The sequence below is a fragment of the Caballeronia sp. LZ016 genome, assembly GCF_031450805.1.
Taxonomy (GTDB): Bacteria; Pseudomonadota; Gammaproteobacteria; order Burkholderiales; family Burkholderiaceae; genus Caballeronia.
The window spans coordinates 494,303-513,862 of record NZ_JARTVY010000001.1 but is presented as its reverse complement, the minus strand read 5'-3'; the positions used below and the strand labels follow the sequence as shown (position 1 = coordinate 513,862).

General features: G+C 63.2%; 17 protein-coding genes. 14 read left to right on the top strand and 3 right to left on the bottom strand.

Annotated elements, in window-relative coordinates; genetic code table 11:
- Positions 1-2 precede the first annotated feature (2 nt).
- Positions 3-389, top strand: coding sequence for a RidA family protein (locus tag P9220_RS02370; RefSeq protein ID WP_309765352.1), 387 nt, complete (start codon positions 3-5; stop codon positions 387-389).
- A gap of 148 nt (positions 390-537) precedes the next feature.
- Here the strand turns inward: P9220_RS02370 and queF are convergent, their stop codons facing one another.
- From queF to ilvA, 3 genes are read right to left on the bottom strand one after another with little or no spacing between them, the layout of a single operon-like run.
- Positions 538-1,362: an NADPH-dependent 7-cyano-7-deazaguanine reductase QueF gene (gene queF / locus P9220_RS02365; protein ID WP_309763400.1), complete on the bottom strand. Its 825-nt coding sequence runs from the start codon at positions 1,360-1,362 to the stop codon at positions 538-540.
- Positions 1,359-2,270 carry a 5'-nucleotidase gene (locus P9220_RS02360; protein WP_309763399.1) on the bottom strand — a complete coding sequence of 304 codons (912 nt, stop codon included), beginning with the start codon at positions 2,268-2,270 and terminating at the stop codon, positions 1,359-1,361. Before P9220_RS02360 ends, queF begins: the two co-directional genes overlap by 4 nt.
- A 12-nt stretch (positions 2,271-2,282) precedes the next feature.
- The gene (ilvA, locus tag P9220_RS02355; protein WP_309763398.1) at positions 2,283-3,806 is read right to left on the bottom strand and encodes a threonine ammonia-lyase, biosynthetic; all 1,524 of its coding nucleotides are present in this window, start codon (positions 3,804-3,806) and stop codon (positions 2,283-2,285) included.
- 520 nt (positions 3,807-4,326) lie between these two features.
- On the opposite strand from ilvA, the gene P9220_RS02350 reads away from it, so the two are divergent.
- The 13 genes from P9220_RS02350 (at position 4,327) to P9220_RS02290 (ending at position 19,308) form a co-directional block, all read left to right on the top strand.
- Positions 4,327-8,421: an FAD/FMN-binding oxidoreductase gene (locus P9220_RS02350; protein ID WP_309763397.1), complete on the top strand. Its 4,095-nt coding sequence runs from the start codon at positions 4,327-4,329 to the stop codon at positions 8,419-8,421.
- 37 nt (positions 8,422-8,458) lie between these two features.
- On the top strand, positions 8,459-8,893 hold the full coding sequence (locus P9220_RS02345) for an HIT family protein (RefSeq protein ID WP_309763396.1): 435 nt from the start codon (positions 8,459-8,461) through the stop codon (positions 8,891-8,893).
- A 21-nt stretch (positions 8,894-8,914) separates the two neighbouring features.
- The gene (locus P9220_RS02340; protein ID WP_309763395.1) at positions 8,915-9,325 is read left to right on the top strand and encodes a DUF971 domain-containing protein; all 411 of its coding nucleotides are present in this window, start codon (positions 8,915-8,917) and stop codon (positions 9,323-9,325) included.
- An 84-nt stretch (positions 9,326-9,409) separates the two neighbouring features.
- A complete protein-coding gene (gene ubiE / locus P9220_RS02335) occupies positions 9,410-10,141 on the top strand; it encodes a bifunctional demethylmenaquinone methyltransferase/2-methoxy-6-polyprenyl-1,4-benzoquinol methylase UbiE (RefSeq protein ID WP_309763394.1) in 732 nt (243 codons plus the stop codon).
- Between the two features lie 25 nt (positions 10,142-10,166).
- A complete protein-coding gene (locus P9220_RS02330) occupies positions 10,167-11,180 on the top strand; it encodes a Tim44-like domain-containing protein (protein ID WP_309763393.1) in 1,014 nt (337 codons plus the stop codon).
- A 220-nt stretch (positions 11,181-11,400) separates the two neighbouring features.
- A complete protein-coding gene (locus tag P9220_RS02325) occupies positions 11,401-12,060 on the top strand; it encodes an SCP2 sterol-binding domain-containing protein (RefSeq protein ID WP_309765351.1) in 660 nt (219 codons plus the stop codon).
- Positions 12,061-12,082: 22 nt separating this feature from the next.
- Complete coding sequence (gene ubiB / locus P9220_RS02320) at positions 12,083-13,657, top strand: ubiquinone biosynthesis regulatory protein kinase UbiB (protein ID WP_309763392.1); 1,575 nt, start codon at positions 12,083-12,085, stop codon at positions 13,655-13,657.
- Positions 13,654-14,262, top strand: a complete 609-nt coding sequence (locus P9220_RS02315; protein ID WP_309763391.1) for a methyltransferase — start codon at positions 13,654-13,656, stop codon at positions 14,260-14,262. Before ubiB ends, P9220_RS02315 begins: the two co-directional genes overlap by 4 nt.
- Before the next feature lie 114 nt (positions 14,263-14,376).
- Positions 14,377-14,727: an FmdB family zinc ribbon protein gene (locus P9220_RS02310; RefSeq protein WP_309763390.1), complete on the top strand. Its 351-nt coding sequence runs from the start codon at positions 14,377-14,379 to the stop codon at positions 14,725-14,727.
- A gap of 160 nt (positions 14,728-14,887) precedes the next feature.
- Positions 14,888-15,553: a DUF502 domain-containing protein gene (locus tag P9220_RS02305; protein WP_309763389.1), complete on the top strand. Its 666-nt coding sequence runs from the start codon at positions 14,888-14,890 to the stop codon at positions 15,551-15,553.
- Between the two features lie 86 nt (positions 15,554-15,639).
- Positions 15,640-17,442 (top strand): aspartate--tRNA ligase, encoded by a 1,803-nt coding sequence (gene aspS / locus P9220_RS02300; RefSeq protein ID WP_309763388.1) that lies wholly within the window; start codon positions 15,640-15,642, stop codon positions 17,440-17,442.
- A gap of 112 nt (positions 17,443-17,554) precedes the next feature.
- Complete coding sequence (gene nudB / locus P9220_RS02295) at positions 17,555-18,031, top strand: dihydroneopterin triphosphate diphosphatase (protein WP_309763387.1); 477 nt, start codon at positions 17,555-17,557, stop codon at positions 18,029-18,031.
- The gene (locus P9220_RS02290) at positions 18,028-19,308 is read left to right on the top strand and encodes a phospholipase D-like domain-containing protein (RefSeq protein ID WP_309763386.1); all 1,281 of its coding nucleotides are present in this window, start codon (positions 18,028-18,030) and stop codon (positions 19,306-19,308) included. Before nudB ends, P9220_RS02290 begins: the two co-directional genes overlap by 4 nt.
- The last annotated feature ends 252 nt before the right edge of the window (positions 19,309-19,560 follow it).

The window sequence follows — 19,560 nt, the reverse complement described above, 5'->3', positions numbered from 1 at the left end:
TGATGAAGCGTTATGGCGTGGAAGGCGGCAAGGGACAAGGCGGCGCGCATATGCCGTTCGCACGCGCGGTCGAAGCCGATGGCTGGCTCTTCGTGTCGGGACAGACGCCGATGCAGGATGGCGAGGTGATCAATGGCGGTATCGTCGAGCAATCGCACAAGGCGATTCAGAACGTCATCGCGATTCTGGAGGAGGCGGGGTACGGCACGGAGCATGTCGTGCGCTGCGGCGTGTGGCTGGATGATCCGCGCGATTTTGCTTCGTTCAACAAAGTGTTCAAGGAGTATTTTGGCGCGAATCCGCCGGCGCGGGCTTGTGTCGTGTCGTCGATGGTGATCGATTGCAAGGTCGAGGTGGATTGCGTGGCTTATAAGAAGGCGGAAGGCTGAGGGCAAATTATCAGGGCGGCTTTGTCCTCGGTGGGCAAGGCCGCGTTTCGCAGTCATTGGAGGAAGGCGGCTAACAAGTGTTCACTCAGCGCGATGCGATTGGATGAAAGCAGAAACGCGCCCGGGCGTCCCCGCTCTCACAGACCAATTACTGCCTCCCCAACCGCGCATTATCCGGCATCGGCAAATTGAAATTCGTCCGGAAAGGATTGATGTCCAGTCCTCCTCGCCTCGTATAGCGCGCATAAACCGCAAGCCTTTCCGGCTTACATTCCCGCATAATGTCCATGAAAATGCGCTCGACGCATTGCTCATGAAAGCCCGTGTGCTCGCGATAAGACACGATATACCGCAGCAATCCCGCGTGATCGATCTGTCCGCCGTAATAGCGAATCTGCACGCTGCCCCAATCCGGTTGTCCCGTCACCGGACAATTCGACTTCAGCAGGTTTGAAAACAGCGTCTCGTCGATCGGCGCTTCGTCGTGCGATGCCTTGAGCAACGACGCATCCGGCGCATAAACATCGCAGTCGAGATCGAGCCGGTCCAGCGACAAGCCATCGAACTCTTCCATCGAGAGCTTGCCGAAGTCCGCAGGCGCCGTGAGTTGCACCGAAACCGTCGCGCCGCACACTGCGGAGACATCGTGCTTGATGGCGGATCGCACGTCATCGATGGAATCGAATCGCGTCTGCGCAAACGAGCCCAGATACAGCTTGAACGACTTGGATTCCACGATATTCGGCGATTCCGCCGGCACGAAAAACGTTGCCACTGCAATCTGCGGCTTGCCATTCCGGTTCAGCCACGACAATTCATAAGCGTTCCAGATATCGGTGCCGAAGAACGGCAGCCGCGCCGGCACGCCGATGGCATCGCGCGCACGCTTGCGATCGATCGGAAAGAGCAGGGAAGAATCGTACTGTTCCGTATAGTTGACGGCCTTGCCGAGCGGAGATTGGTCGGGTGTCATGATGCGTTCGCTATGCCGCTGAGAACGTGTCCGGTCGCTGTCACGACGCGGGCCGATTCGCAGTGGCGGATTTGGTCGTCGAAGAAAAAGTCGGGTTCGAATTCGCGCAGGAATTCGCCCTTGTCGAGTCCGCCCAGGAACATCGCTTCGTCGATTTCGATGTCCCACGCCATCAGCGTCCGGATCGCGCGTTCATGCGCGGGAGCGGAGCGCGCCGTGACGAGCGCGGTGCGGATGTGCATCGACGACGCCTTCTCGTTGTCGTCGGCGATGCGTTGCAGCTTGTTCAGCGCAGCCAGCAGCGGCTTCAGCGGCCCGCCCGGCAGCGGCAAATCCTTCTTGTCGATCTCATGGCCGACGAACGCCGATAAGCCATCGGCCTGAAACACGCGCTCGGCTTCGTCGGAGAAGAGCACGGCGTCACCATCGAACGCAATGCGAATCTCGTCAGCATAACGGCTCGCGGCGCGCGGCGTTTCAGGCAGCACACGCGCCGCCGGAAAACCCGCGGCGAGCGCGTCGCGCACATCGTCGGGATTGGCAGACAGAAATAGCGACGCCCGCAGCGGTTTCAAGTACGCAAACGGCGAGCGGCCGCGCGTGAACACGCCGCGCTCGATCATGAGGCCATGCTCTCGGCACGAATGAAACGCCCGCAGCCCGCTGATCGGATCGCTGCGCGACAGGATCACCACTTCGACGCGCTGCTCGTGCGCGTTCAGCGCGAGCAGCTTGCGAATGAGGCCGAACGCAACACCCGGCTTCGCAGGGGTATCCAGCCGCGTGCGTTGCAGGGCCTCGTAGCGCGGGAGATCACCGGTTTCGTAGACGCGATTCTCTTCTTCGAAGTCGAAGAGCGCACGCGACGAAATCGCGACGACGAGCTTGTCTTCGAGCGTGAAAGCCATCGGCTTGCGCCTTTACGCGAGAAACAGCTTGTACACCGGATTCGCGCCCTCGTCCCACCACGGGTAGCCCAGCGTCGCGAGGAAGCGCTCGAACTCCGCGTTGTCCGACTGCGGCACTTGAATGCCCACGAGAATCGAACTGTAATCCGCGCCCTGATTCCGATAGTGGAACAGGCTGATGTTCCAGTCCGGCGCCATCGACGAAAGGAACTTCATCAGCGCGCCCGGCCGTTCCGGAAATTCGAAGCGCAGCAGCCGTTCGTCGTGCGCGAGCGGCGAATGACCGCCCACCATGTATCGAATGTGCTGCTTCGAAAGCTCGTCGTGCGACAGATCGACGGTCGCGAAGCCATGCTCGATGAACGCCGACATCATCTGCGCCGTTTCCACGCGCGACTTGATCTGCACGCCGACGAAGATATGCGCGGCTTGCGCATCCGCGATGCGGTAGTTGAACTCGGTCACGCTGCGGTCGCCGACGAGCTCGCAGAATCGCCTGAAGCTGCCGCGCTCCTCGGGAATCGTCACGGCGAACACGGCTTCGCGCGCCTCGCCGACCTCCGCGCGCTCGGCAACGAAACGCATGCGGTCGAAATTCATGTTCGCGCCCGAGGTCACGGCGATCAGCGTTTTTCCTTCGATGCCCTCGCGCTCCGCATACAGCTTCGCGCCCGCCACCGCCAGCGATCCGGCGGGCTCGAGCACGCTGCGCGTGTCCTGGAAGACGTCCTTGATCGCGGCGCAAAGCGCGTCCGTGTCGACGGTCAGTACTTCGTCCAGCAGTTCGCTGCACAGGCGGAACGTTTCCTCACCGACGAGCTTCACCGCGGTGCCGTCCGAGAACAGGCCGACTTCGGTCAGCGTCACGCGTTCGCCCGCCTTGATGGAGCGCGCCATCGCGCAGGAATCCTCGGTCTGCACGCCGATAACCCCGATTTCCGGGCGCACCGACTTCACATACGCCGCGACGCCCGCCGCCAGTCCGCCGCCGCCGATCGGCACGAAGATCGCGTGAATCGGGCCCTGATGCTGGCGCAGGATTTCCATCGCGACGGTGCCTTGGCCGGCGATCACGTCCGGATCGTCGAACGGATGCACGAAGGTCAGGCCGCGTTCTTCCTGCAACTCGACGGCGCGCGCGTAGGCATCGCTATACGATTCGCCCGCCAGCACCACTTCGACCGTCGGCCCGCCGTGCGCGCGAATCGCGTCGATCTTGACCTGCGGCGTGGTCGTGGGCACCGCGATGACCGCGCGGCAGCCCAGACGCGCCGCCGACAGCGCCACGCCCTGCGCGTGATTGCCCGCCGACGCCGTAATCACGCCGCGCGCGAGCACGTCGGCGGGGAGATTCGCCATCTTGTTATACGCGCCGCGAATCTTGAACGAGAACACCGGCTGGTTGTCCTCGCGCTTCAGATAGACGGAGTTGCGCAGCCGCGCGGACAGACTGCGGGCGGGCTCGAGCTCGCTTTCACGCGCGACATCGTAGACGCGCGCGGTCAGCACTTTCTTCAGGTAGTCGGGATGTTTCATGCGGGAAATCGTCAGGCAGGCCGAAGCTGCGGTTTCTCAGGGCGAAAGCATCAATGATAGCCGCAAAGGACCGCTTCTCCGGCTTCGGACGAGACCGACCGGCCGGGCGGTCGGCGAAAAGCGCGCAAATAGGCGGATTTGCGTCGAAAAGAGACGCGCGAAGGCGTCTTTCCGATGGTGGCGCCGGCAAACGGCCTTTTTCGCGATGGGTTAGAATTTCCTTTTACAAATCAGCAATCAGGATCGGCAGATGCACTGGCAGCTTCGGATCGATACTTCGGCGCGCGTCGCCCGCGAGCGTCATGCCGCGTCCGAGCGACACGCACGCCATACGCGATCGTGGCGCTGATCTTGGGCATATCGAAGGCGTCGTCGTGAGCGTAGCCGCCGCCGGCAGGCCGGCGCATTCGGCTACACCCCCGCCTTCGCAAGAAAAGTCTCATTCGAAAATCTGCGCCCCACGCGCATCGTCGGCGTCTTCGCTCAGCGAAACAGACGCCGATACACCGAACCGTCGAACATGAACGCACCTCAAGCCTTCGATCCGAACGGCGCCCATGCCGCCTTGGCGCTCGATATCGAGCCCCGCCTGCGTGAGATTCCGTATAACTACACGTCGTTCTCCGATCGCGAAATCGTCATGCGCCTGCTCGGCGACGAAGCCTGGGCCGCGCTCGACGAACTGCGCGCCGAACGCCGCACGGGCCGCTCGGCGCGCATGCTGTACGAAGTGCTCGGCGATATCTGGGCCGTGCGCCGCAATCCGTATCTGCAGGACGACCTGCTCGACAACCCGAAGCGCCGCGCGATGCTCGTCGAGGCGCTGAATCACCGGCTCGCGGAAATCGAAAAACGGCGCAGCGCGGACCTGTCCGAGCACAGCGCCGAAGCGGGCAGCCGCGAGCGCGCCGAGCGCGTGCAACTGCTGGTCGCGGCCGCGCGCCGCGCCGTCGATGACTTCGCCGCCGAATTCGACCGCATGGCGGACCTGCGCCGCCGCGCGTCGCGGGTGCTCGGGAAGGAAACGCAGAAGGACAACATCCGCTTCGATGGCCTGTCGCGCGTCTCGCACGTGACCGACGCGACCGACTGGCGGGTGGAATATCCGTTCGTCGTGCTCACGCCCGATGCCGAGGCTGAAATCGCCGGGCTCATCAAGGCGTGCTTCGAACTGGGCCTGACCGTGATTCCGCGCGGAGGCGGCACGGGTTATACGGGCGGCGCGATCCCGCTCACGCCGTTCTCGGCCGTCATCAATACGGAAAAGCTCGAACAGCTCGGGCCGGTCGAAATGACGGACTTGCCGGGCGTCGATCACAAAGTCGCGACGATTTTCTCGGGCGCGGGCGTCGTCACGCGGCGCGTCACGGAAGCGGCGGAGCAGGCGGGCTTCGTGTTCGCCGTCGATCCGACCTCGCTCGATGCATCGTGCGTCGGCGGCAATGTCGCGATGAACGCCGGAGGCAAGAAGGCGGTGCTGTGGGGCACGGCGCTCGACAACCTCGCGTGGTGGCGCATGGTCGATCCCGAAGGCAACTGGCTCGAAGTCACGCGGCTCGGCCATAACCTCGGGAAGATTCACGATGTCGACGTAGCGCGCTTTCGTCTTGACTGGTTCGACGGCAATCGCGCGCCGGGCGAGAAGCTCATCCGCACGGAGAACCTCGACATCGCCGGGCGCACGTTCCGCAAGGAAGGGCTCGGCAAGGACGTGACCGACAAGTTCCTGTCCGGCCTGCCGGGCGTGCAGAAGGAAGGCTGCGACGGGCTCATCACGTCCGCGCGCTGGATTCTGCACAAGATGCCCGCGCATACGCGCACCGTCTGCCTCGAATTTTTCGGTCAGGCGCGCGACGCCATTCCGAGCATCGTCGAAATCAAGGACTATCTGTTCGAGACGTCGAAGCGGGGCGGGGCGATTCTCGCCGGTCTCGAGCACCTCGACGAGCGCTATCTGCGCGCGGTCGGCTACGCGACGAAGAGCAAGCGCAACGCGTTTCCCAAGATGGTGCTGATCGGCGATATCGTCGGCGACGATGCCGATGCCGTCGCGCACGCCACGTCGGAAGTCGTCCGCATGGCGAACGGCAAGAGCGGCGAAGGCTTCGTCGCGGTGAGCGCGGAAGCGCGCAAGCGGTTCTGGCTCGACCGCTCGCGCACGGCCGCCATCGCGAAGCACACGAACGCGTTCAAGATCAACGAAGACGTCGTGATCCCGCTCAATCGCATGGGCGAGTACACGGACGGCATCGAGCGCATCAACATCGAACTGTCGATCAAGAACAAGCTGCAATTGCTCGACGCGCTCGAAACCTTCTTCCGCAACGGCAAGCTGCCGCTCGGCAAGAGCGACGACGCCAACGAGATCCCGAGCGCCGAACTGCTCGAGGACCGCGTGCAGCAGGCGCTGGACCTGATGAAGCGCGTGCGCGACCGCTGGACCTTCGTCGGCGAAAAGCTCGACATGCCGTTGCGCGAGGCGCAGCATTATCTCGTCGGTCTCGGCTACGAAGCGCTCGCGGAGAAGTTCGCCGACCGCGTGGACGTGCAGCCGGACGCGAACGTGTTCCATCTCGCGCAGGACCGCACGCTGCGCATTTCGTGGAAGCAGGAGATTCGCGCGGAACTGCGCCAGATCTTCAACGGCGGCGAGTTCAAGCCGATCCTCGACGAGGCGCAGGCCATCCACAAGCAGGTGCTGCGCGGCCGCGTGTTCGTCGCGCTGCACATGCACGCGGGCGATGGCAACGTGCACACGAACATTCCCGTCAACTCGGACAACTACGAGATGCTGCAGGACGCGCATCACGCGGTCGCGCGCATCATGAAGCTCGCGCGTTCGCTCGATGGCGTGATTTCGGGCGAGCACGGCATCGGCATCACCAAGCTGGAGTTCCTGACCGACGACGAAATCGGCGAGTTCCGCGCGTACAAGAAGCGCGTCGATCCGCAGGGCCGCTTCAACGCCGGCAAGCTCCTCGAGGGCGCGGACCTGCGCAACGCGTACACGCCGTCGTTCGGGCTGATGGGCTACGAATCGATCATCATGCAGCAGTCGGATATCGGCGCGATCTCCGATTCCATCAAGGACTGCCTGCGCTGCGGCAAGTGCAAGCCGGTCTGCGCGACCCACGTGCCGCGCGCGAACCTTCTCTACAGCCCGCGCAACAAAATTCTCGCGACCTCGCTGCTGGTCGAAGCGTTTCTCTACGAAGAGCAGACGCGCCGCGGCGTATCGATCAAGCACTGGGACGAATTCAACGACGTCGCCGACCACTGCACGGTCTGCCACAAGTGCTCGACGCCGTGCCCGGTGAAGATCGACTTCGGCGACGTGTCGATGAACATGCGCAACCTGCTGCGCAAGATGGGCAAGAAGAAGTTCAACGCGGGCAACGCGGCCGGCATGTTCTTCCTGAACGCGACGAATCCGCAGACCATCAACCTCGCGCGCACCGCGATGATGGACGTCGGCTACAAGGCGCAGCGTCTCGGCAACGACATCGTCAAGAAGTTCGCGAAGAAGCAGACGGCCAAACCGCCCGCGACGGTCGGCAAGCCGCCGGTGATCACGCAGGTGATTCACTTCGTCAACAAGAAGATGCCGGGCAATCTGCCGAAGAAGACGGCGCGCGCGCTGCTGGATATCGAGGACAACAAGATCGTTCCGATCATCCGCAATCCGAAGACGACGACCGTGGATTCCGAAGCCGTGTTCTATTTCCCCGGCTGCGGCTCCGAGCGCCTGTTCTCGCAGGTCGGTCTCGCCACGCAAGCCATGCTGTGGGAAGCGGGCGTGCAAACCGTGCTGCCGCCGGGCTATCTGTGTTGCGGCTATCCGCAGCGCGGCGCGGGCCAGTACGACAAGGCCGAGAAGATCGTCACGGATAACCGCGTGCTGTTTCATCGCGTGGCCAATACGCTGAACTATCTCGACATCAAGACCGTGGTCGTGTCGTGCGGAACCTGCTACGACCAGCTCGCGGGCTATGAATTCGAGAAGATCTTCCCCGGCTGCCGGATCATCGACATTCACGAGTTCCTGCTCGAAAAGAACATCAAGCTCGAAGGCGTGAAGGGGACGCGTTACATGTATCACGACCCGTGTCACTCGCCGATCAAGACGATGGACCCGGTGAAGCTCGTGAACGACCTGATGGGCTCGGAAAACGACGGCTACAAGATTCAGAAGAACGATCGCTGCTGCGGCGAGTCGGGCACCTTCGCGGTCACGCGTCCGGACATTTCGACGCAAGTGCGCTTCCGCAAGGAAGAGGAAATTCGCAAGGGTGCGGCGAAACTGCGCGGCATTCCGCTCGTGGCTGAAGCCGGTTCGAACGCGATCAATCCGATGAACGCATCCGCGGGCACGGCCGGCGCGGCGCCCGGCTCGGTGCTGTCGGCGGGCGACGGCGCGCAGACCAGCGGCACGGACGTGAAGATCCTGACGAGCTGCCCGTCGTGCCTGCAAGGGCTGTCGCGCTACAACGAAGACGCCAACATCGAGGCGGATTACATCGTCGTGGAGATCGCGCGCAAGACGCTCGGCGAGAACTGGATGGAACAGTACGTCGAACGCGCGAACAATGGCGGTATCGAGCGCGTGCTGGTGTAATAGCGGAATCGATGTTTGATTTCGTTAGAGGGTCGCGATGGACTGTGTGTTTTGCCGTGAAGACGGCGGCGAAGTGCTGTGGGCGGACGACGCATTGCGCGTCGTCCTCGCCGATGAACCCGACTGGCCGGGCCTGTGCCGCGTCGTCTGGGGCGCGCACGTCGGCGAAATGTCCGATCTGCCGGACGCGGACCGTGCGCGCGTGATGACCGCCGTCAATGGCGTCGAACGCGCGATGCGCCGCGTGCTGGCGCCGGAGAAGATCAATCTGGCGAGCCTCGGCAATCAGGTGCCGCATGTGCACTGGCATGTCATTCCCCGCTTTTCCAACGATTCCCGTTTTCCGCTGCCCATCTGGGCGCCGCGTCAGCGCACGGTTTCCGAGGCGCAGCTATCCAAGCGCCGCGCGCAGGCGACGCTCTTGCGCGAAGCCATCCGCAACGAGCTGAATCAGGCGTTCGGCCACCATTAATTTCAAGAGATAAGGCTCATCATGAGCGGACTGACATCGACGACGCCGATTCCCACCGGCGTCGTTCTGCATTCAAAATCCCGCGTGCTCGAACTGCAATACGGCGACGGCGAGTCGTATCGCGTGCCGTTCGAACTCCTGCGCGTCTATTCGCCGTCCGCTGAAGTGCAGGGCCACGGGCCGGGGCAGGAGACCCTGCAGACGGGCAAGCGCGAGGTGAGCATCATCGGCGTGGAACCGGTCGGCCATTACGCGCTGCAGCTCAACTTTTCGGACGGCCACAACACCGGGATCTATTCGTGGGACATTCTTTACGATCTCGCGACGCGGCAGGATGCGCTTTGGCGCGACTATCTGGCGAAGCTCGAAGCCGCCGGTCTCGACCGCGACGCGCCGATGGCGGCGAAGGCGTCGGGCGGACACTGCCACTAAATAAACGATTCGCGGCATAACGCCGCATGGCCGGCGCGACGATTGCGCGGGTCGACAACGAACAACAGGCGAGGAACGAGCGCTATGAGCAAGACCCACTTCGGATACGAAACGGTCGACGAGCAGGACAAGGCGAGAAAGGTGGCGGGCGTGTTTCACTCCGTCGCGAGCAACTACGACCTGATGAACGACCTGATGTCCGGCGGGCTGCACCGCATCTGGAAGCACTTCACGATCGGGCAGGCCAGGGTGCGGGCGGGCTACAGGGTGCTGGACATCGCGGGCGGCACCGGCGATCTGGCGATGGCCTTCGCCAAACAGGCCGGCGAGACCGGGGAGGTCTGGCACACGGACATCAACGAGTCGATGCTGCGCGTCGGGCGCGACCGGCTCGTGGACAAAGGCGTGATCACGCCGACGCTTCTCTGCGATGCGGAGAAAATTCCTTTCCCTGACAATTATTTCAATGTAATTACAGTCGCCTTCGGTTTGCGCAACATGACGCACAAGGACCGGGCGCTTGCCGAGATGCACCGCGTGCTCAAGCCGGGCGGGCGCTTGCTGGTGCTGGAATTCTCCAAGGTTTGGGAACCGCTCAAGAAACCGTACGACCTGTTTAGTTTCAAGGTTTTGCCGTGGCTGGGCGAGAAAGTTGCGAAGGATGCCGACAGCTACCGGTATCTGGCGGAGTCGATTCGCATGCACCCGGACCAGGAAACTTTGAAAACAATGATGGAACAAGCGGGCCTGGATCGGGTCGAATATTACAATTTGTCAGGTGGCGTGGTAGCGTTACACGTCGGGACCAAATTTTAGTGTTCCACTCTCTAAAGGATTCGAAATGTCCGATTCGCGCACACCCCAAACCCGGGGCTTCCTGAGCGTCTTCTTCAGGAAGGCCGGAGTCCTGGCGCTGGCTGGCGTTATCGCGGCTGGCGCAATTTTCGCGGAAACGGCGGAAGCCAAGCGCATGGGCGGCGGCCGCAGCATGGGCCGGCAGTCGGCCACGGCAACGCAGCAGCATCAGGCGACGCCGCCGTCGCAATCCATGCAGCAGGGCCAGGCCGCGCAGGCTCAGCGCGCGCAACCCGCGCCCGCTGCTGCGGCGGCGCAGCCCGCGCGCAATCGCTGGCTCGGGCCCATCGCCGGTCTCGCCGCAGGTCTCGGCATCGCGGCGCTGCTGTCGCACTTCGGCCTCGGCGAAGCCTTCGCCGGCGCGATGGCGAACATGATCATGATCGCGTTGATCGTGCTTGCGGCCGTCATGCTGTTCCGCTTCATCATGAGAAAGCGCCAGGGCAACAACTCGACGCCGGCGTACGCGGGCGCGGGTTCCGCTTCGCCTTATGGCAACTTGACTGGCAACTCGGCCGCCCGCACCGGGCTGAATCAGGAGCCGGCGCGCACGTTTCAGCCGCAGTCGAGCGCTTTCGGCGGCAATGTGATCGATGCCCCCGCCACGGCCGTCGCGCAACCGGACGTCCCGGCGGGCTTCGATACCGAAGCGTTCGTCCGTAACGCGAAGGTGTACTTCGTGCGTCTGCAGGACGCGTGGGATCGCGGCAACGTCAACGACATCCGCGAATTCACGACGCCCGAAATGTTCGCCGAAGTGAAACTGGACGTCGATGCACGCGGTGCCACGCCGAATCGCACGGATGTCGTGCAGCTCAACGCGGACGTGCTCGGCGTCGAAGATCGCGCAAGCGAGTACCTCGCGAGCGTGCGCTTCCACGGCCTGATCCGGGAGTCGGAAGGGGCGGCGGCTGAACCGTTCGTCGAAGTCTGGAACCTGTCGAAGCAGAAAGCGGGCAACGAAGGCTGGCTGCTGGCCGGCATCCAGCAGGTCAGCTGATCGATCGCCGGCTGCCGCGCCCACACGGGCGGCGGCCGGTGCGTCAGCGAGAAACTGCCGTCATTGTTTCAAAAAGACTCACCCTAGGGCATGGCCGCGCGCCTGCGCGGCTATAAACCGTAGAATAGAACCCGCGCGAGCTGCCGCTTGCGCGGGTTTTTTCATCTCAGAGCCGATGACGAACGCATACGAATCATCCCGTCCCGCCACCACTCCCGCCTTGAGGTCCGCGTCCACTGCGTTCGCGGCCGTCGTCAATCATCTGCTGGTTCGCGAGCCGTGGGCGCGCGAACGCGTCAAGCCGTATGCCGGCAAGTGCGTGAGACTCGTGTGCGGGCCGGTATCGATTGCCCTCGTCGCGCAGGCCGACGGCCTTTTCGCCGCCATTAGCGAAGCCCAGGCGCCGCACTTCGACGTGACCATCGCCGTGCCGCTCGACGCGCTGCCCGCCTTCCTGCAAGGCGGGCAGGCGGCGGTGATGAAGCATGTGCGCATCGAAGGCGATGCCGAATTCGCGACGACGCTCGCGAAGCTGGCCGAACATTTGCGGTGGGACCCGGAGGAAGACCTGTCGCGCGTGATCGGCGATGCGCCCGCGCATCGTGTCGGCCGCATCGCGCGGACGGTGCAGGAACAGGCGCGGCGCACGGGCCGCAATGTGCTGGATTCGGTCGCCGAATATCTGCTCGACGAACGCCCGCAACTCGTGCGCAAGAACGCGCTCGATGCGTTCAACGCGGAACTGTCGCGTGCGCGGGATGCCCTGGCGCGCGTCGAGAAGCGTATCGAGAGGATGGAACAGACCGTCCAGCAACGATCCACGGCCCGCGGCGCCTCAGCGCGGACCGGCGGCGAGTCCGTGCGCGACTCGCACGAATAACGAGCTGAAGCGAACCCCGACCATGCGTTTTCTGCGTTTCCTCAAGATTTTTTTCACCATCGTCCGATTCGGCCTCGACGAGCTGGTGATGAGCGGCATCAACGATCGGCGCGTCCGCTATCTGATGCGCATCACCACGTTCGGCCGCCGCTTCGACATCGAGCGCGGCATCCGGCTGAGACTCGCGCTGGAAAGCCTCGGCCCGATCTTCGTGAAATTCGGTCAGGTGCTTTCGACGCGGCGCGATCTCTTGCCGGTCGATATCGCCAACGAACTCGCCAAGCTGCAGGATCGCGTGCCGCCGTTCGATTCGAACCTGGCGGTGTCGATCATCGAAAAGGCGCTCGGTGCGCCGATCGACCATCTTTTCGACGATTTCGAGCGCGTGCCGGTGGCGAGCGCGTCGATCGCGCAGGTGCACTTCGCGAAGATCAGGCACGGCGAGCACGCCGGCAAGCCCGTCGCGGTGAAGGTGCTGCGGCCGGGCATGCTGCCCGTCATCGATTCCGATCTGGCCTTGCTGCGCGATATCGCGATCTGGGCCGAACGTCTGTGGCCGGACGGCCGGCGACTGAAGCCGCGCGAAGTCGTCGCGGAGTTCGACAAATATCTGCATGACGAACTGGATCTGATGCGCGAAGCCGCGAACGGCAGCCAGTTGCGGCGCAACTTCGCGGGCCTCGACCTGCTGCTCGTGCCGGAGATGTACTGGGACCTGTCCGCGCCGACGGTGCTCGTGATGGAACGGATGGTCGGCGTGCCGATCAGCCAGGTGGAAACGCTGCGCGCTGCGGGCGTGGACATTCCGAAGCTGGCTCGCGAGGGCGTCGAGATTTTCTTCACGCAGGTGTTCCGCGACGGCTTCTTCCACGCGGACATGCATCCGGGCAATATTCAGGTCAGTCTCGATCCGGCCACCTTCGGGCGCTATATCGCGCTGGATTTCGGCATCGTCGGGGCGCTGTCGGACTTCGACAAGAACTACCTCGCGCAGAACTTTCTCGCGTTCTTCAAGCGCGACTATCACCGCGTCGCCACGCTGCACCTCGAGTCCGGCTGGGTGCCGCCGAGCACGCGCGTCGAGGAACTCGAAAGCGCGATTCGCGCGGTCTGCGAGCCGTACTTCGACCGGGCGTTGAAGGACATATCGCTCGGGCAGGTGCTGATGCGGCTCTTTTCGACGTCGCGACGCTTCAACGTCGAGATTCAGCCGCAACTCGTGCTGCTGCAGAAGACGATGCTCAACGTCGAAGGGCTCGGCCGTTCGCTCGATCCGGAACTCGATCTCTGGAAAACCGCGAAACCGTATCTGGAACGCTGGATGAATGCGCAGATCGGCTGGCGCGGCTGGTACGAGCGCCTGCAGATGGAAGCGCCGCAGTGGAGCAAGACGATCCCGCAATTGCCGCGGCTGATCCATCATCTGCTCGCCGAGCGCCATGACGTGCCGAGAAGCGGCAACGACGACACCATGCGCCTGCTTCTCGCGGAGCAGAAGCGCACGAATCGGCTGCTGATCACGCTGCTGGTTGTCGGCCTCGTGGCGATGGCGGGCGCGGGCCTGGTCATCGCACAGATGTGGATGGGTCATCCATGAGCGATCCGGCTTTCAACAACCGCAATCCGGACACGCCGGGCTTCTGGGACGAGCGGTTCGATCAGCGCTTCACGCCGTGGGATCAGGCGGGCGTGCCGGAGGCGTTCGCGTCGTTCGCGGCCGGGCTGCCTGACGCGGCGGCGACTCGAGTGCTGATTCCCGGCTGCGGCAGTGCGTACGAAGCATCGTTCCTGGCCGAACACGGCTGCACCGTGCGGGCGATCGACTTCTCGGCGAGCGCCGTCGCGGCGGCGCGCGAGCAGTTGGGCGCGCGGGCGGAGATCGTCGAGCAGGTCGATTTCTTTTCCTACCAGCCGCCGTTCGCGCCGGACTGGATATACGAACGCGCGTTTCTTTGCGCGCTGCCGAAGCATCGCTGGACGGACTATGCCGCGCGCATGGCCGCGCTGCTGCAACCCGGCGCACTGCTCGCCGGCTTCTTTTTCATCGGCGCGACACCGAAAGGGCCGCCGTTCGGGATCGAACGCGGCGAACTCGATGCGCTTCTCGTCCCGGATTTCGAACTGATCGACGATCGCGAAGTGAGCGGCTCGATTCCCGTCTTCGCCGGCCGCGAGCGCTGGCTGACCTGGCGGCGCGCTTGAAATCCTGCGATGCGATCCTCATATAGCGCGTAGCCAAAAATCCGGGCATAAGCCCGTTTGCGGCTATAATTCAAGGCTTTGCAAGCGTCGACAGATCATTGTAGGAAGAGTGCCATGCCGATTTACGCATACCGCTGCGCATCCTGCGGCCACGAAAAAGACGTGCTTCAGAAACTGAGCGATGCACCGCTCACGCAATGTCCTGCCTGCGGAAAGGACGCATTCTCCAAGCAAGTTACCGCGGCGGGTTTCCAGTTGAAGGGCTCCGGCTGGTACGTCACGGATTTCCGGGGCGGCAACAACGGCGGCTCGTCGAATGCGGCGACGGCGAAATCCGGCGAAACGGCTGCGGCCGGCGATAGCGCCAGCGCCGCGTCGTCGTCCTCGTCCGATGCGTCGGCGTCTGCAAGCTCCACGCCCGCCGCGAGCGCGCCGGCTTCGCCCGCATCGTCGGACGCCGCCTGACGCCCGGGCGTCTGCCGTGCGGCGCGGCTGATTTCGCGGCGGCCGCTGATCCGCACTGCCGCGCGGTCCGAGACCCCTACGAGCCGCATCGAACGCGAGAGCCGCGCTCCGCTCACGCCCGGCCCGCCCAACCGCTCGCAGCGACCATATCGACTAAAACGTGACGACGAAAAAGACTACGCTCAAAACCGTGTTCCTCACCGGCCTGCTCGTGCTGGTGCCGCTTGCCATCACCCTGTGGGTGCTCGGCCTCGTGATCGGAACAATGGACCAGACGCTGCTGCTGTTGCCGTCCGCGTGGCAGCCCGAGCGCGTCTTCGGTTTCCACCTGCCGGGCCTCGGCGCGTTGCTCACGCTGGCGTTCATCTTCATCGTCGGCCTGCTCACGCAGAATTTCATCGGGCAGAAGCTCGTGCTGTGGTGGGACGCGATCGTTCGTCATATTCCTGTCGTCGGCCCGCTTTATACCAGCGTCAAACAAGTGTCGGACACGCTGCTTTCGTCGAGCGGCAATGCATTTCGCAAGGCGCTGCTGATCGAGTATCCGCGCAAGGGTTCGTACACCATCGGCTTCCTGACCGGCATACCCGGCGGTGACGTGCTCAACCATCTGAAGGAAGATCACGTGAGCGTCTATGTGCCGACGACGCCCAACCCGACCTCCGGCTTCTTCCTGATGATGCCGAAGAGCGAAGTCGTCGAACTGGACATGACCGTCGACGCGGCACTCAAGTACATCGTCTCGATGGGCGTGGTGGCCCCCGCTCCGAGCACGCCGCTCGCGCAGGTTGCGCCTGCGCGCCGCCCCACCGAGCCGCCGATGTAATGCCGGCGCGCGCAGGGAATCGAGCCGACGAAGCGCCGTTCCGCACGCGAGCCGTTGATTAACGAACAACGAAACACACACACATCATGTCGATGAGATCTGAATACTGCGGTCTGGTGACCGAAGCCCTGCTGGGCCAAACCGTCTCGCTGTGCGGCTGGGTGCATCGCCGCCGCGATCACGGGGGCGTTATCTTCATCGACTTGCGCGATCGCGAAGGGCTCGTTCAGGTCGTCTGCGATCCGGATCGCGCCGAGATGTTCAGCGTCGCCGAAGGCGTGCGCAACGAATTCTGCGTGCAGGTGAAGGGCGTGGTGCGCAACCGGCCGGAAGGCACGGCCAACGCCAACCTGACGAGCGGCAAGATCGAAGTGCTGTGCCATGAGCTGACGGTGCTGAACGCATCGGTGACGCCGCCGTTCCAGCTCGATGACGACAATCTCTCCGAAACCACGCGCCTCACGCATCGCGTGCTCGACCTGCGTCGTCCGCAGATGCAGAAGAATCTCCGTCTGCGCTATCGCGTGGCAATGGAAGTGCGCAAGTATCTGGACGCGCAAGGCTTCATCGACATCGAAACGCCGATGCTCACCAAGAGCACGCCCGAAGGCGCGCGTGACTATCTCGTGCCGTCGCGCGTGAATGCCGGCCAGTTCTTCGCGCTGCCGCAATCGCCGCAATTGTTCAAGCAATTGCTGATGGTGGCGAACTTCGACCGCTATTACCAGATCACGAAGTGCTTCCGCGACGAAGACCTGCGCGCCGACCGTCAGCCGGAATTCACGCAGATCGACTGCGAAACCTCGTTCCTGAACGAGCAGGAGATTCGCGATCTGTTCGAAAACATGATCCGCCATGTCTTCAAGGAGACGATGGATGTCGCGCTGCCGGAGCAATTCCCGGTGATGCTCTATTCGGAAGCGATGCGCCGCTTCGGTTCCGACAAGCCCGACCTGCGCGTGAAGCTCGAATTCGCCGACCTGACCGACGCCGTGCGCGACGTCGACTTCAAAGTGTTCAGCATGCCGGCGAACTCGAAGGACGGCCGCGTTGCTGCGCTGCGCGTGCCGAAGGGCGGCGAGCTGTCACGCGGGGACATCGACGGGTACACGGAATTCGTGCGTATCTACGGCGCGAAGGGTCTCGCGTGGATCAAGGTCAACGACAAGACCAAGGGCCGTGACGGCCTGCAAAGCCCGATCGTCAAGAACCTGCATGACGCGGCGCTGGCGGCGATCATGGAGCGCACCGGCGCCGAGGACGGCGACATCATTTTCTTCGCCGCCGATCGCGCGAAGGTCGTGAACGACAGTCTGGGTGCGTTGCGCCTGAAGATCGGTCATTCGGAATTCGGCAAGGCGAACGGCCTGCTGGAAACCGGCTGGAAGCCGCTGTGGGTGATCGACTTCCCGATGTTTGAGTACGACGAGGAAGAGAACCGTTACGTGGCCGCGCACCACCCGTTCACCAGCCCGAAGGACGAGCACCTCGAATATCTCGAAACCGATCCGGCCCGTTGCCTCGCGAAGGCCTACGACATGGTGCTGAACGGCTGGGAAATCGGCGGCGGTTCGGTGCGTATCTTCCAGGAAGACGTGCAGAGCAAGGTGTTCCGCGCGCTGAAGATCGGCGCGGAAGAAGCGCGCCTCAAGTTCGGCTTCCTGCTCGACGCGCTGCAGTACGGCGCCCCGCCGCACGGCGGTATCGCGTTCGGTCTGGACCGCATCGTCACGCTGATGTCGGGCGCCGATTCGATCCGCGACACCATCGCCTTCCCGAAGACGCAACGCGCGCAGGACCTGCTGACGCAAGCGCCGAGCGAAGTCGACGAACGCCAGTTGCGCGAACTGCATATCCGTCTGCGTCAGCCGGAGCAGAAGGCGCAGTAAGGTCGCATTGTCGTCATGAAGAAGGCGCGGGACCGTTTTGGCCCGCGCCTTTTTCATATTTTGCGTTACAGTCTCCGGGCCAAAGACATAACGAAAGCGCGTTCCTCACGTCATGCAGAAGCCGCCCAAAATCCCCGAGTCCGTCCTGGTCGTCATCCATACGCCCGACCTCGATGTCCTCATCATCGAGCGAGCAGATCACAAAGGATTCTGGCAATCCGTGACAGGCTCGAAGGACACCTTCGACGAACCGCTCATCGAGACTGCCGTGCGCGAAGTACAGGAAGAGACGGGAATCATCGTCGGCAGTCCGCTCGTGCCGCAGGCCGCGCTGCTCGACTGGCATCACAGCATCCAGTACGAGATCTATCCGCAGTGGCGGCATCGCTATGCGGAAGGTGTCATGCACAACACCGAACACCAGTTCAGCTTGTGTGTACCGCACTGTCTGGAAGTGACACTCGCGCCGCGCGAACACACGTCGCACTTGTGGCTGCCGCTGCGCGAAGCGGCTGACCGCTGCTTCTCGTGGTCGAACCGCGAAGCGATTCTTCAACTGCCCGAGCGCCTCGCGGCGCATAGCCGATGATCGGTGTGCGGCCGCGGCGCAACTTCAAGCGGTTGCGCGAGGCGCTGTTTTCCGGACGGCGTCCGCCACGGCTTTGCTTCACCGTCGGCAACGAGGTGCGGATTTTTCAGGGCGGCGTGTCGTTCTTTCCGGCGCTGATCGAGCGGATCGACAATGCGAAGGAGTACGTGTCGCTCGAAACGTACATTTTCGCCAACGACGACATCGGCCGCGCCGTCTCCGATGCGCTCGTGCGCGCGGCGGCGCGCGGCGTGACGGTGCGCGTGATTACCGATGGCGTCGGCACCGAAGGCAATCTCCCGATGTTTGCGCAGTGGAAGGAAAGCGGCGTCGAGCATCGGATCTACAACCCGCATCTGCTGTTCGGGCCGCTCGGCTTTTCGCGGACGCATCGGAAGCTCGCGCTCGTCGACGGCACGTATGCGTTTTGCGGCGGCATCAATATCGTCGATGACTACGACCAGAACGGAACGCGGCTGGACGAGCCCCGCTGGGATTTCGCGATGGAAGCGCAGGGGCCCGTCGTCAAGGACGTGCGCGATGCCTTCGATGTGCAATGGGACCGTATCCGGCTCGGCGTCAAGCCGCGCGAGCCGCGCGCGGCGGGCTGCGATCCGGAGCCGCCGCAAAGCCGATGGAGTTCCCGGCGCGCCATGCGCGCACGTCAGCGCGCGCGCCTCGGCGAGATTCATGCGGTGGACCGTCCGTGCGTGGCGTTCGTCGCGCGGGACAATTTGCTGAACCGGCGCGCCATCGAGAAGGCGTACTTACGAGCCATCGCCCATGCCGAGCGCGAAGTGCTGCTCGCCAACCCCTATTTCATGCCCGGTCGCAAACTGCGGCGCGCGCTCGTCCAGGCGGCGCGACGCGGCGTGCGCGTTTCGCTCGTCATCGGGCGCAAGGAATTCGTCGCGCTCGACTACGCGACGCCTTTTCTCTACGGCAACTTGCTGAAGCACGGCGTGCGGATCGCCGAATACGAAAAGACCATGCTTCATGGCAAGGTCGCTGTCGTGGACGCCGACTGGGCAACGATCGGCTCCTCGAACCTCGACGCGCTCTCGCTCGTCCTGAACAACGAAGCGAACATGGTGCTCGTGAATCACCCGGAAATCGCCGGCTTGCACGACGCCATTCTTCAGGCTTTTGACGATGGCAGTCCCATCGACGAGAAGCACTATGCGTCGCGTCCTGTCACCGAGCGCGTTTTGAGCTGGCTCGCCTACAACAGCTATCGCGCGATGATGAAAGTCATCACCATCGGCCAATACGATTGAAGCCAAAAAAGCCTGACACGGGGCAGAATGGTTGACAGGTGTCAAACATGCTCCCACGAAATGGGAAGTCGGGCAGTCACTTACATGCAGTCCATGCATAAAAAGCGACAATCATCGAGTCGAGTTTGAGATTTATCTCATTGACTCCGACGAAGAGTTAGAAACGGCTTTCTAATAAATTGCTTGTATCACCGGCGTTCGGCCACAATAATAGAACGGCCGTTCGTTTTCAATCGGGTCACGAGAGGACGG

Coding starts and splice junctions, on each gene's coding strand:
- P9220_RS02370 (WP_309765352.1), top strand. CDS start 3: ATGAAGCGTTATGGCGTGGAAGGCGGCAAGGGACAAGGCGGCGCGCAT.
- queF (WP_309763400.1), bottom strand. CDS start 1,362: ATGACACCCGACCAATCTCCGCTCGGCAAGGCCGTCAACTATACGGAA.
- P9220_RS02360 (WP_309763399.1), bottom strand. CDS start 2,270: ATGGCTTTCACGCTCGAAGACAAGCTCGTCGTCGCGATTTCGTCGCGT.
- ilvA (WP_309763398.1), bottom strand. CDS start 3,806: ATGAAACATCCCGACTACCTGAAGAAAGTGCTGACCGCGCGCGTCTAC.
- P9220_RS02350 (WP_309763397.1), top strand. CDS start 4,327: ATGAACGCACCTCAAGCCTTCGATCCGAACGGCGCCCATGCCGCCTTG.
- P9220_RS02345 (WP_309763396.1), top strand. CDS start 8,459: ATGGACTGTGTGTTTTGCCGTGAAGACGGCGGCGAAGTGCTGTGGGCG.
- P9220_RS02340 (WP_309763395.1), top strand. CDS start 8,915: ATGAGCGGACTGACATCGACGACGCCGATTCCCACCGGCGTCGTTCTG.
- ubiE (WP_309763394.1), top strand. CDS start 9,410: ATGAGCAAGACCCACTTCGGATACGAAACGGTCGACGAGCAGGACAAG.
- P9220_RS02330 (WP_309763393.1), top strand. CDS start 10,167: ATGTCCGATTCGCGCACACCCCAAACCCGGGGCTTCCTGAGCGTCTTC.
- ubiB (WP_309763392.1), top strand. CDS start 12,083: ATGCGTTTTCTGCGTTTCCTCAAGATTTTTTTCACCATCGTCCGATTC.
- P9220_RS02315 (WP_309763391.1), top strand. CDS start 13,654: ATGAGCGATCCGGCTTTCAACAACCGCAATCCGGACACGCCGGGCTTC.
- P9220_RS02310 (WP_309763390.1), top strand. CDS start 14,377: ATGCCGATTTACGCATACCGCTGCGCATCCTGCGGCCACGAAAAAGAC.
- aspS (WP_309763388.1), top strand. CDS start 15,640: ATGTCGATGAGATCTGAATACTGCGGTCTGGTGACCGAAGCCCTGCTG.
- nudB (WP_309763387.1), top strand. CDS start 17,555: ATGCAGAAGCCGCCCAAAATCCCCGAGTCCGTCCTGGTCGTCATCCAT.
- P9220_RS02290 (WP_309763386.1), top strand. CDS start 18,028: ATGATCGGTGTGCGGCCGCGGCGCAACTTCAAGCGGTTGCGCGAGGCG.